We start from the raw sequence: 12,261 nt of genomic DNA on the forward strand, positions 1-12,261 counted from the left end.
TTCAATAATTACAAAAATACGGCGTATAAGATATGGTAATTGCTTGTATATACCAAAAAATTTTATGAACTTTTATTTCATATGGCCAAATTATGCTTGGTTCAAACCGAACGAAATATGGCTAATCGCGATGCCTTGTTCTGATGCGTGGTGATGTCAAAGGAGAAATGTTGTGAATGTTTATGATCATCAGATTGAGCACGTGCTCCGGACCATCCAGAGCAGCGTTTCCTACAATCCACCAATACTCGCGTTGTCTCTTCATTCTGTGAAGGCTATCCGCGATGAGGCAATGCAGGGCGCCGCTCCGATGGCTCAGGCGCGTTCCCTTAATGGGAGGATCTATATGATTGAGGGCACGACGCCTGATGAGCAATCGACTTTGCTCAAGGTCACCATGGCATTTGAACTGCCCCGTGCACTTGATCCACGACACCTGTGGAACCGGCAACGTGTGTGTGGGATGCTTACTGATTCCCAGGCGGAGCCTGTATAAAGGTTACACCTAAATAGTCAAAATGCTGAATGAGTTCGGCCGTTCCAAAGAATGCTTGCTCTGATAGCACTCCGTCCGAATGTAGAATCACGAACACGTCGTGAGCCACCTGCCAAACCGAAGAGCCGTCGGTGAGCGGTCCCGTTCCGTACATAGGTGCCTGAAAATTTGCAGGTGGCTTCCTTTTCATTTTCGTTATGCCGTTGACCACTCCCAAGCTGTCAGTCAATGCCTCGTATGATGAGTGAGCTACACTTACAGTAAGTCCATTAACTGCGCCAACCCAGTAGTCTTGCCCATCATGTTGGTATCTCCGGAGTTCAATCCGCATTCCTGTCTCCCTAATCAGTACGTGGGGATGCTGCCCGCATGCGCAACCGAGGGCAAGCGCTTAGTTTTTGAGCGCTGGTTGAAAAGGAATATGGCGTCGAGCTCTCGTTGCAAGACATCTCTGGGAACCAGATGTCTATGCAGGCGACCATTTAGTCGGGCGACGTAGGCGAGGAGAACGGTGACCGGAAAGCAGCAGCGCGCTGCTAAATGCGCCTGATCCGGATGAACGGGCAAGACCACTCGGTACTCGGTTTATCCTGGAGCAAGCGCGGTCGTCGCCGCGAGCTTGATAATTGTCCAACGCTGACTGTTCGGCGTGACAACTCATTTCGAGGCCGCAGATTGTACCCCCTGTGGCATCGAACGCTCCGTCGCCGTGCTGAGCGCTCCCGCTGACATCCGCGGGCGCCCTCAAAACCCAGGAGTCTCATTAATTCTGTCGCGTTGTCTCACTATCTCTGTCGTTGTCTCATTAATCATGTCGCGGGACAGCGGTTGTGCCTGTGGCCGAAAAGATACATCCGACATCGGAAATGTAATGGTGACAATGTTCCGTTTGACCCCGCCGAATACGTCTCCATAATCCTGATTGTCTCGATTGTTCGAGCGTTGTGCGCCAGATGATGGAGGATCCGATGCGCCACACCGATGTGACCAGCAGTTCCGGCCCGTACACGGCAGCCCCGGGCGCCGTCCCGGCCGCCGACCGCGTCACCCGTGTCGCCTCGCGCCCCCTCTGGCGGCTGCTCGACGTGTTGTTTTCCGCGATGGAACGGCGCAAACAACGTCATGCACTGATGAGGCTCGACGACCATCAGCTCAAGGACATCGGCGTCAGCCGGTCCGAGGTGGAGCAGGAGGTGTCGAAGCCGTTCTGGCGGGGATGAGACGATGGCCGACAAATCCATTCAGGGCGAATCCGTTCAGGGACAATCCGGTCCGATCGAATACGCGGTCGAACCGGACCTGAGCGCCGACGATTTCATCGACGTTCTGGAACGCTCCGGGCTGGCGGAACGCCGGCCCGTGGGCGACCGTCCGCGGGTGGAGGCGATGCTGCGCAATGCCGGCCTGATCGTCACCGCAAGGGACCAGGGCCGGCTGGTCGGCGTCGCCCGGTCGATCACCGACTTCGTCTATTGCTGCTATCTGTCCGATCTCGCCGTCGACCGCGCCCTGCAGGGGCGCGGCATCGGCAAGGAGCTGATGCGCCGCACCCGCGACGCGATGGGGCCGGGCACCATGTGCCTGCTGCTGTCCGCACCCAAGGCCATCAGCTTCTACGAGCAGGCCGGGCTGAAGCGGCACGAGCAGGCCTTCCTGTTCACCGATCTGGAATAAGACTCCGGAGCAAGACCCTGGAGCAAGGCCCAGGAACAAGACAAAGGGGGGAGCACCGCCGCCATGCCCGATACGATCATCAAGAGCGCGGCCGATACCGCCGGTCTCGCCATCTCCTACGACGACGTGGCCGGGGCGGCGGAGCGGATCGCCGGCGTCGCCCACCGCACGCCGGTGCTGACCAGCCGCACCGCCGACACGCTGACCGGCGGCGAGCTGCTGTTCAAGTGCGAGAATTTCCAGCGCACCGGCGCCTTCAAGATCCGCGGCGCCTACAACGCCATCGCCCGCTTCACCCCTGTCCAGCGCGCGGTCGGCGTCGTCGCCTATTCGTCCGGCAACCACGCCCAGGCCATCGCGCTGGCGGCGTCGATGCTGCGGGTGAAGGCGACCATCGTCATGCCGCAGGACGCCCCGGCGTCCAAGCTGGCGGCCACCCGCGGCTATGGCGCCGACGTGGTGCTCTACGACCGCTATGCCGAGCCGCCCGACGCCGCCGTCGCCCGCGTTCTGGAGGATCGCGGCGGCATCTTCATCCCACCCTTCGACCACCCGCACGTGATGGCCGGCCAGGGCACCGTCGCCAAGGAGCTGATCGAGGAGGTTCTGGCGGGCGGCGTCCAGGGCGGTGGGGCACCGCTGGACCTGCTGGTGGTGCCGACCAGCGGCGGCGGGCTGCTGGCCGGCTGCGCGGTGGCGGCGAAGACGCTGAACCCCGGCTGCCGTGTGATCGGCATCGAGCCGGAGGCCGGCAACGACGCCCAGCAGAGCCTGCGCAGCGGCAGCATCGTCCGCATCGAACCGCCGAAGACCATCGCCGACGGCGCCCAGAGCCGGAATGTCGGCCAGCTGACCTTCACGGTGATGCAGCGGCTGGTCGACGACATCGACACCGTCACTGACGACCAGCTGGTCGATGCCATGCGCTTCTTCGCCAGCCGGATGAAGATGCTGGTCGAGCCGACCGGCTGCCTCGCCGCCGCCGCGGTGCTGTCCGGCAAGATCGACGTGCGCGGCAAGCGCGTCGGCATCGTCGTCACCGGCGGCAACGTCGACCTCGGCCGCTTCGCCTCGCTGGTTGCGGGCTGAAGAGGCTTTTGCGTTGCCAGAATCCCCCCTCTCCCCCCGGGGAGAGGGGATCCGATTACCCCAAGACGTAAGGGATCCATCCCATGACCGGGAAAGCCATGCGCCTGCCCATTTATCAGGTCGATGCCTTCACCGACCGCGTCTTCGCCGGCAACCCGGCGGCGGTCGTGCCGCTGGAATCCTGGCTGCCCGATGCGCAGCTGCTGGCCATCGCGGCGGAGAACAATCTGGCGGAGACCGCCTTCTTCATCCGTAATGGCGAAGGGGGCGGCGAGGAGTTCGAACTGCGCTGGTTCACCCCGGCGGTGGAGGTCGATCTGTGCGGCCATGCCACGCTGGCGACCGCCTTCGTCATCTCCACCATCCTGGAACCGGGCCGCGAGCGCATGGACTTCGCCACCCGGCAGGCCGGCACGCTGACCGTCACCCGCGACGGCGACCGCTACACGCTGGATTTCCCCAACCGCCCGGCCAAGCCGGCGGAGCGTGTCGATCCCAACCTGCTGGCGGCGCTGGGCGGCCCGGCGCCGGCCGCGGTGTTGAGCGGGCGCGACTATCTGGTGGTCTACGAGTCGGCCGACGCGGTGCGGGCGCTGGCGCCGGACATGGCGCTGCTGGCGAAGCTGGACCTGTTCGCGGTCTGCGTCACGGCACCGGGGGAGGGCGGGGTCGATTTCGTGTCGCGGCTGTTCGCCCCGGCCCAGGGCATCCCGGAGGATCCGGTCACCGGCTCCACCCACTGCATGCTGACCCCCTATTGGGCGGAGCGGCTGGGCAAGACGGTGCTGACGGCGCGTCAGGTCTCGGCCCGCGGCGGCGACCTGCTGTGCGAACTGGCCGGCGACCGGGTGAAGATCGGCGGGCAGGCGGTGCTGTATCTCGAAGGCTCGATCCTGGTGTGATGGAGGCCGGCGATGGCTGAGGACACGGTCCTTTTGTTCTCCTACGGCACCCTGCAGCAGGAGAATGTGCAGATGGCGTCCTTCGGCCGGCTGCTGGCCGGGCGGCCGGACGCCATGCCGGGATACCGCCGCGACATGCTAGAGATCACCGATCCGGAGGTGATCCGCACCAGCGGCAAGCGCTTCCACCCGGTGGTGAGCGAAAGCGGCGATCCGGCCGACGAGGTCGCCGGCACCCTGTTCGAGATTACCGCGGAAGAACTGGCCGCTGCCGATTCGTACGAGGTCGCGGATTACAGGCGGGTCATGGTCCGGCTGAAGTCGGGGGCGGAGGCCTGGGTCTACGTCAAGGCGTGAGGGGAGGGAGGCGCGCCTTACGCCTCCGTCTCCATCTTCTGTTCGATCGCGGCGGCCTTGATCGCCTTCTGCAGCTTCTCGAAGGCGCGGACCTCGATCTGGCGGACGCGCTCGCGGCTGATGCCGTATTTCTGCGACAGGTCCTCCAGCGTCGTCGGCGCCTCGCGCAGGCGGCGTTCGGTCAGGATGTCGCGTTCGCGGTCGTTCAGCGCGGTCATGGCGTTCGCCAGCAGCTTGCGGCGCTTGCCCAGTTCCTCGCGGTCGGCCAGCGTGATTTCCTGGCTGGCGGTCTCGTCGACCAGGAAATCCTGCCATTCGCCCTCGCTCTCCGCCCGCAGGGGGGCGTTCAGCGAATGGTCGGGGCTGGCCAGCCGCCGGTTCATGTTGACGACGTCCTGTTCCGGCACGTCCAGCTTGGTGGCGATGGCCTGGACCTGTTCGGGCGACAGGTCGCCCTCCTCGATCGCCTGCATCTGGCCCTTCAGCCGGCGCAGGTTGAAGAACAGCTTCTTCTGGGCCGCCGTCGTGCCCATCTTCACCAGCGACCAGCTGTGCAGGATGTATTCCTGGATCGCCGCGCGAATCCACCACATGGCGTAGGTCGCCAGCCGGAAGCCGCGGTCGGGATCGAAGCGCTTCACCGCCTGCATCATGCCGACATTGCCTTCGGAGATCAGCTCCGACAAGGGCAGGCCGTAGCCGCGGTAGCCCATGGCGATCTTGGCCACCAGACGCAGATGGCTGGTGACGAGCTGATGGGCGGCGCCGGAATCCTCATGCTGCTGCCAGCTTTTGGCCAGCATGTATTCCCGCTCCGGTTCCAGCATCGGGAACTTGCGGATCTCCTGGAGATAGCGGGACAGATTGCTCTCGGACCCGATGGCCGGAAGATTGGATGCCGTCGCCATGACCAAACCCCTCTCCTGACGGCCGGTATACCCATGAGAAGGAATTCATGGGCATGCGGCCATTCTTCAGCGCGGGTTCCAAAGGCCCCTCGCAATGAGCGGGCGGCGGAACCTCGCCATTGACCGGGAGTCTATCCAAGAAAGATTTCCCGGTGTACCGTTTTAAAGCGACTCCAAGGTGACAATTAGTTCATGAATATCCGCCGGAATTGGGGAGCGGAATGCCACAATTTCGCCACTGACCGGATGACGGAAGGTCAGCGCCGCGGCATGCAGCGCCTGTCGCGGAAACCCAACAAGGGTGCCGCGGACCGGTTCCGGAAGTTGCGAGGCGAACTTGCCCCCCGGCCGCCCCGACCGGCCGCGGCCATAGAGCGGATCGCCGACCAGCGGATGGCCGATGTGGGTCAGGTGGACGCGGATCTGGTGGGTGCGCCCGGTCTCCAGCACGCATTCGACCAGCGAGGCGGCCATGCCGAAGCTCTTCACCACGCGGTATTTGGTGGCAGCCGGTTTGCCGCCGCCGGTCACCACCGCCATCTTCTTGCGGTCGGCGCTGCTGCGGCCGATGTTGCCCTCGATCCGGCCCTGTCGCGGATTCGGCACGCCCCAGACCAGCGCCAGATAGGTGCGGCTGAGCGTGCGGTCGGAAAACTGTTCCGACAGGCCGTGATGGGCGCGGTCGTTCTTGGCGACCACCATCAGGCCGCTGGTGTCCTTGTCCAGCCGGTGGACGATGCCCGGCCGCTTCACCCCGCCGATGCCGGACAGGCTGTCGCCGCAATGGGCCAGCAGGGCGTTGACCAGCGTGCCGTCCGGATTGCCGGCGGCGGGATGCACCACCAGACCGGCGGGCTTGTCGATCACCAGCACGTCGGCGTCCTCGTACACCACGTCGATCGGGATGTCCTGCGCCACCGGTTCGGCGGCCTCCGCCCCCGGCACCTCGACCTCGAAGCGCTGGCCGGGTTTGACCCTCAGGGACGGGTCCGTTATCGTCCGGCCGTCGCCGCGCACGCAGCCCTGTTCCAGCAGGGCCTGGACGCGCGACCGCGACAGGTCCGGCAGGCCCGCCGCCAACGCCTTGTCCAGCCGCTGGCCCGCCGCCTCGTCGGGGATCGTGTAGGCGAGGGCGCGGGCAGTGGCGTAGGCGGGGGGGCCGGCGTCGTCGTCCGCATCGAGGAAATCGTCGGACAGGTCTTCGGAGTTATCGGCGGCCATCGGCTTTGCGTATCGCGTCCTGTTTCAATCGTCCGGGAGTGGACCCCAAACCGTGCAGATCCTCAAGGCACTCGTCGTCATCATGGGCGTTCTGATCATCGCCGGCTTCACTTATCTTGGGGTGGAGCTGTACAAGCGGATGTCGGACCCCAACCGCGCCTCCCTGACCGGGCCCTCCACCACGACCACCGTGATCGACCGCCCGGCCGAGGTGACGCTGGACGTCCCGGCCGGCGCCCGCATCGGCGAGATGCTGGCGGTCGGCAACCGCGTGCTGTTCAAGGTGACCCTGCCGCAGGGTCCGGACCGCCTCTATCTGATCGACCCGCGCACCGGCGCCGTCACCGCGACGGTCACCGCCGGCCCCGCAGGCGGCAAAGCCGCTCCGTAACAGACAGGTCTCGCGATCATGCATGATTTCCGCAGCGACAACGTCGCCGGTGCCGCCCCGCAGGTGATGACGGCGCTGGCGGCCGCGTCCGCCGGCACCGCCTCCCCCTATGGCAACGATCCCTGGACCGCGCGGGTGACCGAGCGGCTGTGCGCGATCTTCGAGACGGAGGTGGCGGTCTTTCCCGTCGCCACCGGCACGGCGGCCAACTCGCTGGCGCTGTCGGCGCTGGTGCCGCCCTATGGCGCGGTGCTGTGCCATGACGAGGCGCACATCAGCATCGACGAATGCGGCGCCCCGGAGTTCTTCACCGGCGGCGCCAAGCTGGTGCCGCTGGCCGGCGAGCATGGCAAGCTGACTCCCGACAGCGTGTCGCGCCACATCGCCAAGGCAGGCGTCGGCGTCGTCCATCGTGTCCAGCCCGCCGCCCTCAGCCTGACGCAGGCGACGGAGGCCGGCACCGTCTATACCCCGGCGGAGGTCGAGGCGCTGGTCGAGACCGCCCATTCCAACGGCATGGCCGTTCACATGGACGGCGCCCGCTTCGCCAACGCCATCGCCCGGCTGGGCTGCACGCCCGCCGACGTGACGTGGCGCGCCGGGGTCGACGTGCTGACGCTGGGCGGCACCAAGGGCGGCTGTCTCGCCGCCGAGGCGGTGGTGTTCTTCAACCCGGCGATGGCCGAGGATTTCGGCTTCGGCCGCAAGCGCGGCGGCCATCTGGTGTCGAAGATGCGCTTCCTGTCGGCGCAGCTGGACGCCTGGCTGGACGACGGACTGTGGCTGCGCCTGGCCGCGCACGCCAACGCCATGGCCGACCGTCTGGCCGCCGGGCTGACCCTGCTGCCCGGCGTCGAGCTGGCCCACCCGGTGGAGGCCAACGAGCTGTTCGTCCGCCTGCCTGACGCTTATGCCGAGGCGCTGGAAGGGGCCGGTTACGGCTTCTACCGCTGGGACGATGGCACGGCGCGCTTCGTGACGGCGTTCGACACGCCGGCGGCGGCGGTTGACGGGTTGCTGGATATTTTGCGCCGATTCCAAGAAAAGGCTTGATCGGCGGGGCGGGCTTGGTTAGAAACCCGCCCACGCCGATGACGTCCCCATCGTCTAGAGGCCTAGGACACCGCCCTCTCACGGCGGTAACAGGGGTTCGACTCCCCTTGGGGACGCCAACCTTCCAAGGTTGGGTCGCGCGGCCGGTGGCAGCCTCCACCGCCGCGAGCCACGCATCGGGACCAGACGTCCCCTTCGTCTAGAGGCCTAGGACACCGCCCTCTCACGGCGGTAACAGGGGTTCGAATCCCCTAGGGGACGCCATCCACGCGCTGGATGCGTTATTGAGCGCAGGCTTGAAGGTACAACGTCCCCGTCGTCTAGAGGCCTAGGACACCGCCCTTTCACGGCGGCGACACGGGTTCGACTCCCGTCGGGGACGCCACTTCATCTGGATTTACTTCGGAATGCTTATGCCTCGCGATTTCGCGGGGCTTTTTTATTTGTCGCTCCACAGTCATCGCGTTCAAACCCACACCCGGTAAAGCCAGAACGCCTCGTCTTCCACAAACCGCCGGGCAAAGTCCGTCGGCGAGAAGCCGGTGACGTGCTTGGCGGCGCGGCACATGTGGGCCTGATCGGCGAAGCCCTCCTCCTGGGCCAGGGCGGCCCAGTCCAGCGGCAGGCCGGCCTCGTGGCGCTCGCGGGCGGTGAAGAAGACGCCTTCGGTCCGCACCAAGGTCTGCCAGTGCCGCAGCGACCGGCCGCTGTGCGCCATGATGCGGCGTTCGACCTGACGGGGACCGTGGGTGCGCCGCCACTGGTGGGCCTGCCACGCAAGGCGCTCGACCCAATGGCGGCCGAAGCGGCGCAGGGCGGCGGCCGGCGACTGCTGCCCCTGAACCGCCTGCCAGCGCGTCGCCAGATGGCTTTCCAGCGCCGACAGGGTGGCCGCGTCGCTGTCGGCGTCGGTCAGGGCGTCCAGCAACGGATGGAGGCTGGCGTCCAGCAGGTCGCGGGCATCGACGAAGCGGTCGTGCAGGGCTGCCGGATCGATGCCGAACAGGGGGCGGGCGACATCGGCGGGGAAGCACAGCATTCCGGCGCGGCCGGTCGTCGGCGACCAGCTGACAATCGGGCGCGACTGGCTGCCGGACAGCAGGACCGCCGCTCCGAACGGGCGCCAGCGCGGGGTCCCGGCCGTGCGCTCGACAAGGCCGGACTCCATGCCGCGGAACCAGGACAGGCAGAGCAGCGGCGAGGCCGGGAAATGCGACAGCCGTTGGCGATCGTCCAACACCTGCCCGCGCGTGTCCCGGCAGACGATCGCCGTCGCCGCTCCCTGTAACGATGGCGGTGCCGGATACAGCCTTGCGCGGTCGGACCCTGGCGAAACGCGGGGCGCGCGGGCCAGCGGATCGGGGCAGCCGACGCCCGGCGGCGCCGGTGATGGCTGTAATGACGACAGCGAAATCATGACGGGATCATACCCGCAAGGGGCCGGGAACGTCGATGACGGTTGCGTTCAATACGACCGGCTCGCCTGCGTGGAGACTGGCGGGCATGAACACGCAATCGCCCACCACCTGCCCGTTCCACGGGGATGCGCTGTCCCCCGTGCCGGCCTCACATCATCCCGAACCCCCGTCCTTGAAAGGCTGGCCGCCGGGGCCGCCGTCGCGCCTGACCGGCTGGAGCCATCTGGCGCGGATGGCCCGCGACCTGCCGGCGGCGCTGGAGGCTTGGCATCGCGATCATGGCGATCTGGTGCATCTGCGCATCTGGCCGGAGCATCAGGTCATCGTCGTCCACCCGGACCTGGCGCGCGAGTTGCTGGTCACCCACCATGACGCGCTGATCCGCTGGGAACGCGGCACCGCCGTGTTCAGCCGCCTGCAGGGCCGCAGCCTGTTCGTCGCCGAAGGGGAGGAGTGGCGCGTCCGGCGGCAGTCCCTGCAACCGGCCTTCCAGCACCGGGCGGTGCAGGGCTTCGTCCCCGCCATCGCCGGGGCGGCCGGGCGGATGCTGGCCGGCTGGCCGGCGGATGGCGGGATTTGCGAGGTCGGCAGCGGCTTCACCGCGCTCGCCATGGACGTGATCGTCCGCATGCTGTTCTCCACTCCGTTGGGCGGGGATGCCCGCATGGCGGAGGAGGCGGTGGAGATTCTCCTGCGCGCCGCCAATGCGGAGCTGTACTGGCCGGCGGGCTGGCCGGACTGGGTGCCCTGGAAACGGGCCAAGCGCCGTGCCCTGGCGACTCTGCGCGGGCTGATCGACCGCCATCTGCGGGCGCGGCTGGACCTTTCGCCCGACGACTGGCCGGACGATCTGCTGACCCGCCTGCTGCAGGCGCACCGGGACGAAAGGGCGGGGTGGCGCCTGGACGGGGTGCGCGACGAGTGCATGACGATCTTCCTGGCCGGCCACGAGACCACGGCGGCCACGCTGATCTGGTGGGCGTGGTGCATGGCCGCGAACCCGCTGGCGCAGGACACGGCGCGGGAGGAGGTTCGGCGGGTGCTGAATGGGCAGGAACCGACGGCCGGCCGGCTGGCGGAGTTGCCCTACCTAAGGCAGACGATCCAGGAAACCATGCGCCTCTACCCGGCGGCGCCGGTGCTCAGCACCCGCCGCTCCACCCGGCCGATCAGCCTGGGCGGCTGGCGGTTCCCGGCCCGGACGCTGTTCCTGCTGCCGGTGCAGGCGATGCAGCACGACGCGCGCTGGTTCCCCGAACCGCTGGCCTTCCGGCCGGAGCGCTTCGCGCCCGGCGCACCCCCCATCCCGCGCGGCGCCCACATGCCGTTCGGGGCGGGGCCGCGCGTGTGCCTGGGGCAGCATCTGGCGATGACCGAACTGACGGTGATCGCGGCCATGCTGCTGCAATGCTTCGCCCTTTCGGTCCCTGCCGGCGTGGCGCCGCCGCGGCCGGTCATGCGGCTGTCGCTGCGGCCGGACAAGCCGCTGCGCCTGCAGCTGTCGCCCGTGACCGGCGGGTGAGCGGTCAGGGCAGGGGGTCGGTCTGGTACAGCGTCACCCTGATCCCCCCATTCGACACCGACACGCCGCCTTCCTCGAACGGCAGTTCCGTCGCCTTCGCCAGCGCGGCTTCGTTGGTGATGATGCCCACGCGCCAGCCTGCAAACCGCGTCTTCAGCGTCTGGCCCATGGCGTGGTAGAGCGGGATGAGGGACTTGCCCTCGCCGATGCGGGCGCCGTAGGGCGGGTTGACGATGACGAGGCCGGGGGGACCCTCCGGCGGGGTCAGGTCGCTGATGGCGTGGTGGGTGAACTCGGTCCAGGCGGAGACGCCGGCACGCTCGGCGTTGGCGCGGCTCATGGCGACGGCGCCGGCATCGCGGTCGCTGCCGTAGAAGCGCACCGTGGGCGCGGTGGGCGTGCCGCCGGCGCGCAGGCTCTGCCACAGGGTGGGGTCGAAATTGGCGAGCTGTTCGAAGGAGAAATGACGGGAACGGCCGGGCTTCAGGCCGGCGGCGATCTCGGCGGCCTCGATGACGAAGGTGCCGGAACCGCACATCGGGTCCACCACCGGCTCGCGGCCATCATAGCCGCACTGGCGCAGGAACAGCGCGGCCAGGGTCTCGCGCATCGGCGCCTTGTTGACCGCTTCCTTGTGGCCGCGCTTGTGCAGCGACTCGCCGGAGCTGTCGACGCTGACGGTGCACAGGTCGTCGTCGATGCGCGCCTTGATCTGGATGGCGGTCTGGACGGCGCGGGTGTCCTCCGCCTCCGCCTCCATATCCTTGGCGGGCTTCTTGCCGGTGGGCTTGGGGGCGGCCTTGACGATGGGGGCGCCGAGTTCCTCGGCGATGGCGCGCTCGATGCGCTGGGCGGCGGCGCCGGCATGGTAGATGCGCGAGGCCTTGCAGGACGCCTCGACCCGCACCGGAACGTCGGCGCGCAGGATCTCGGCCCAGGGAACCCGGCGGGCGCGCTTGTCCAGCTGCGCCAGATGCAGGGCGCGGAAGCTGGCGATGCGCGCCAGCACGCGGGTGGCGCCGCGCAGCTCCAGATTGGCCCGCCAGACCTCCGGCCAGCCGCCGCTGACCGTCACCCCGCCCTTCACGGCGGTGGGGTTGGCGAAGCCGCGGTCGCGCGCCTCGGCGCACAGCACGGATTCCAGGCCGGGGGCGGCCACCAGGAAAATCTCGAAGGGCTGCGCGGCGGCGGTCTTGTCTTGGTCGGTGTTCATCCCGCCTACATAGCCCG

13 protein-coding genes and 3 tRNA genes are annotated in these 12,261 nt (G+C 67.3%); 12 read left to right on the top strand and 4 right to left on the bottom strand.

The window, feature by feature from the left end; all coding sequences use genetic code 11:
• Positions 1-172: 172 nt before the first annotated feature.
• The 6 genes from FZ938_RS13325 to FZ938_RS13350 all read left to right on the top strand — a co-directional run bounded on the left by FZ938_RS13325 (position 173) and on the right by FZ938_RS13350 (position 4,518).
• A complete protein-coding gene (locus FZ938_RS13325; RefSeq protein WP_149198967.1) occupies positions 173-496 on the top strand; it encodes a hypothetical protein in 324 nt (107 codons plus the stop codon).
• Between the two features lie 968 nt (positions 497-1,464).
• Entirely contained in the window at positions 1,465-1,716 is a 252-nt protein-coding gene (locus FZ938_RS13330; RefSeq protein ID WP_246457281.1) for a DUF1127 domain-containing protein, read from the top strand.
• Between the two features lie 4 nt (positions 1,717-1,720).
• On the top strand, positions 1,721-2,170 hold the full coding sequence (locus FZ938_RS13335; RefSeq protein ID WP_149198968.1) for a GNAT family N-acetyltransferase: 450 nt from the start codon (positions 1,721-1,723) through the stop codon (positions 2,168-2,170).
• Between the two features lie 63 nt (positions 2,171-2,233).
• Entirely contained in the window at positions 2,234-3,259 is a 1,026-nt protein-coding gene (locus FZ938_RS13340; RefSeq protein WP_149198969.1) for a threo-3-hydroxy-L-aspartate ammonia-lyase, read from the top strand.
• 83 nt (positions 3,260-3,342) lie between these two features.
• Positions 3,343-4,161: a PhzF family phenazine biosynthesis protein gene (locus FZ938_RS13345; protein WP_246799019.1), complete on the top strand. Its 819-nt coding sequence runs from the start codon at positions 3,343-3,345 to the stop codon at positions 4,159-4,161.
• 12 nt (positions 4,162-4,173) lie between these two features.
• Positions 4,174-4,518 carry a gamma-glutamylcyclotransferase family protein gene (locus tag FZ938_RS13350; RefSeq protein ID WP_149198970.1) on the top strand — a complete coding sequence of 115 codons (345 nt, stop codon included), beginning with the start codon at positions 4,174-4,176 and terminating at the stop codon, positions 4,516-4,518.
• A gap of 17 nt (positions 4,519-4,535) precedes the next feature.
• Here the strand turns inward: FZ938_RS13350 and rpoH are convergent, their stop codons facing one another.
• Positions 4,536-5,426: an RNA polymerase sigma factor RpoH gene (gene rpoH / locus FZ938_RS13355; protein ID WP_109155187.1), complete on the bottom strand. Its 891-nt coding sequence runs from the start codon at positions 5,424-5,426 to the stop codon at positions 4,536-4,538.
• 162 nt (positions 5,427-5,588) lie between these two features.
• On the bottom strand, positions 5,589-6,647 hold the full coding sequence (locus FZ938_RS13360) for an RluA family pseudouridine synthase (RefSeq protein ID WP_149198971.1): 1,059 nt from the start codon (positions 6,645-6,647) through the stop codon (positions 5,589-5,591).
• 52 nt (positions 6,648-6,699) lie between these two features.
• Between FZ938_RS13360 and FZ938_RS13365 the strand changes: the two genes are divergently transcribed.
• From FZ938_RS13365 to FZ938_RS13385, 5 genes are all read left to right on the top strand, one after another.
• Positions 6,700-7,038 carry a hypothetical protein gene (locus FZ938_RS13365; protein WP_149198972.1) on the top strand — a complete coding sequence of 113 codons (339 nt, stop codon included), beginning with the start codon at positions 6,700-6,702 and terminating at the stop codon, positions 7,036-7,038.
• 18 nt (positions 7,039-7,056) lie between these two features.
• Positions 7,057-8,091: a threonine aldolase family protein gene (locus FZ938_RS13370; protein WP_149198973.1), complete on the top strand. Its 1,035-nt coding sequence runs from the start codon at positions 7,057-7,059 to the stop codon at positions 8,089-8,091.
• Positions 8,092-8,134: 43 nt separating this feature from the next.
• Positions 8,135-8,210 (top strand) — tRNA-Glu (locus FZ938_RS13375).
• 69 nt (positions 8,211-8,279) lie between these two features.
• Positions 8,280-8,355 (top strand) — tRNA-Glu (locus FZ938_RS13380).
• 45 nt (positions 8,356-8,400) lie between these two features.
• Positions 8,401-8,476, top strand: a tRNA-Glu gene (locus tag FZ938_RS13385).
• A gap of 81 nt (positions 8,477-8,557) precedes the next feature.
• Here FZ938_RS13385 and FZ938_RS13390 read toward each other — a convergent pair.
• A complete protein-coding gene (locus FZ938_RS13390) occupies positions 8,558-9,331 on the bottom strand; it encodes a helix-turn-helix domain-containing protein (protein ID WP_211101054.1) in 774 nt (257 codons plus the stop codon).
• A 263-nt stretch (positions 9,332-9,594) separates the two neighbouring features.
• On the opposite strand from FZ938_RS13390, the gene FZ938_RS13395 reads away from it, so the two are divergent.
• Entirely contained in the window at positions 9,595-11,031 is a 1,437-nt protein-coding gene (locus tag FZ938_RS13395) for a cytochrome P450 (protein WP_149198975.1), read from the top strand.
• A gap of 4 nt (positions 11,032-11,035) precedes the next feature.
• On the opposite strand, the gene FZ938_RS13400 is transcribed toward FZ938_RS13395, so the two are convergent.
• Entirely contained in the window at positions 11,036-12,244 is a 1,209-nt protein-coding gene (locus tag FZ938_RS13400) for a THUMP domain-containing class I SAM-dependent RNA methyltransferase (protein WP_149198976.1), read from the bottom strand.
• Positions 12,245-12,261 lie beyond the last annotated feature (17 nt).

Origin of the sequence: Azospirillum oryzae (genome assembly GCF_008364795.1) — a bacterium.
GTDB lineage: Bacteria > Pseudomonadota > Alphaproteobacteria > Azospirillales > Azospirillaceae > Azospirillum > Azospirillum oryzae.

Excerpts from the sequence above, each read along its gene's own strand:
- FZ938_RS13330 (WP_246457281.1), top strand. The coding sequence starts at position 1,465 with ATGCGCCACACCGATGTGACCAGCAGTTCCGGCCCGTACACGGCAGCC.
- FZ938_RS13335 (WP_149198968.1), top strand. The coding sequence starts at position 1,721 with ATGGCCGACAAATCCATTCAGGGCGAATCCGTTCAGGGACAATCCGGT.
- FZ938_RS13340 (WP_149198969.1), top strand. The coding sequence starts at position 2,234 with ATGCCCGATACGATCATCAAGAGCGCGGCCGATACCGCCGGTCTCGCC.
- FZ938_RS13345 (WP_246799019.1), top strand. The coding sequence starts at position 3,343 with ATGACCGGGAAAGCCATGCGCCTGCCCATTTATCAGGTCGATGCCTTC.
- FZ938_RS13350 (WP_149198970.1), top strand. The coding sequence starts at position 4,174 with ATGGCTGAGGACACGGTCCTTTTGTTCTCCTACGGCACCCTGCAGCAG.
- rpoH (WP_109155187.1), bottom strand. The coding sequence starts at position 5,426 with ATGGCGACGGCATCCAATCTTCCGGCCATCGGGTCCGAGAGCAATCTG.
- FZ938_RS13360 (WP_149198971.1), bottom strand. The coding sequence starts at position 6,647 with ATGGCCGCCGATAACTCCGAAGACCTGTCCGACGATTTCCTCGATGCG.
- FZ938_RS13370 (WP_149198973.1), top strand. The coding sequence starts at position 7,057 with ATGCATGATTTCCGCAGCGACAACGTCGCCGGTGCCGCCCCGCAGGTG.
- FZ938_RS13395 (WP_149198975.1), top strand. The coding sequence starts at position 9,595 with ATGAACACGCAATCGCCCACCACCTGCCCGTTCCACGGGGATGCGCTG.
- FZ938_RS13400 (WP_149198976.1), bottom strand. The coding sequence starts at position 12,244 with ATGAACACCGACCAAGACAAGACCGCCGCCGCGCAGCCCTTCGAGATT.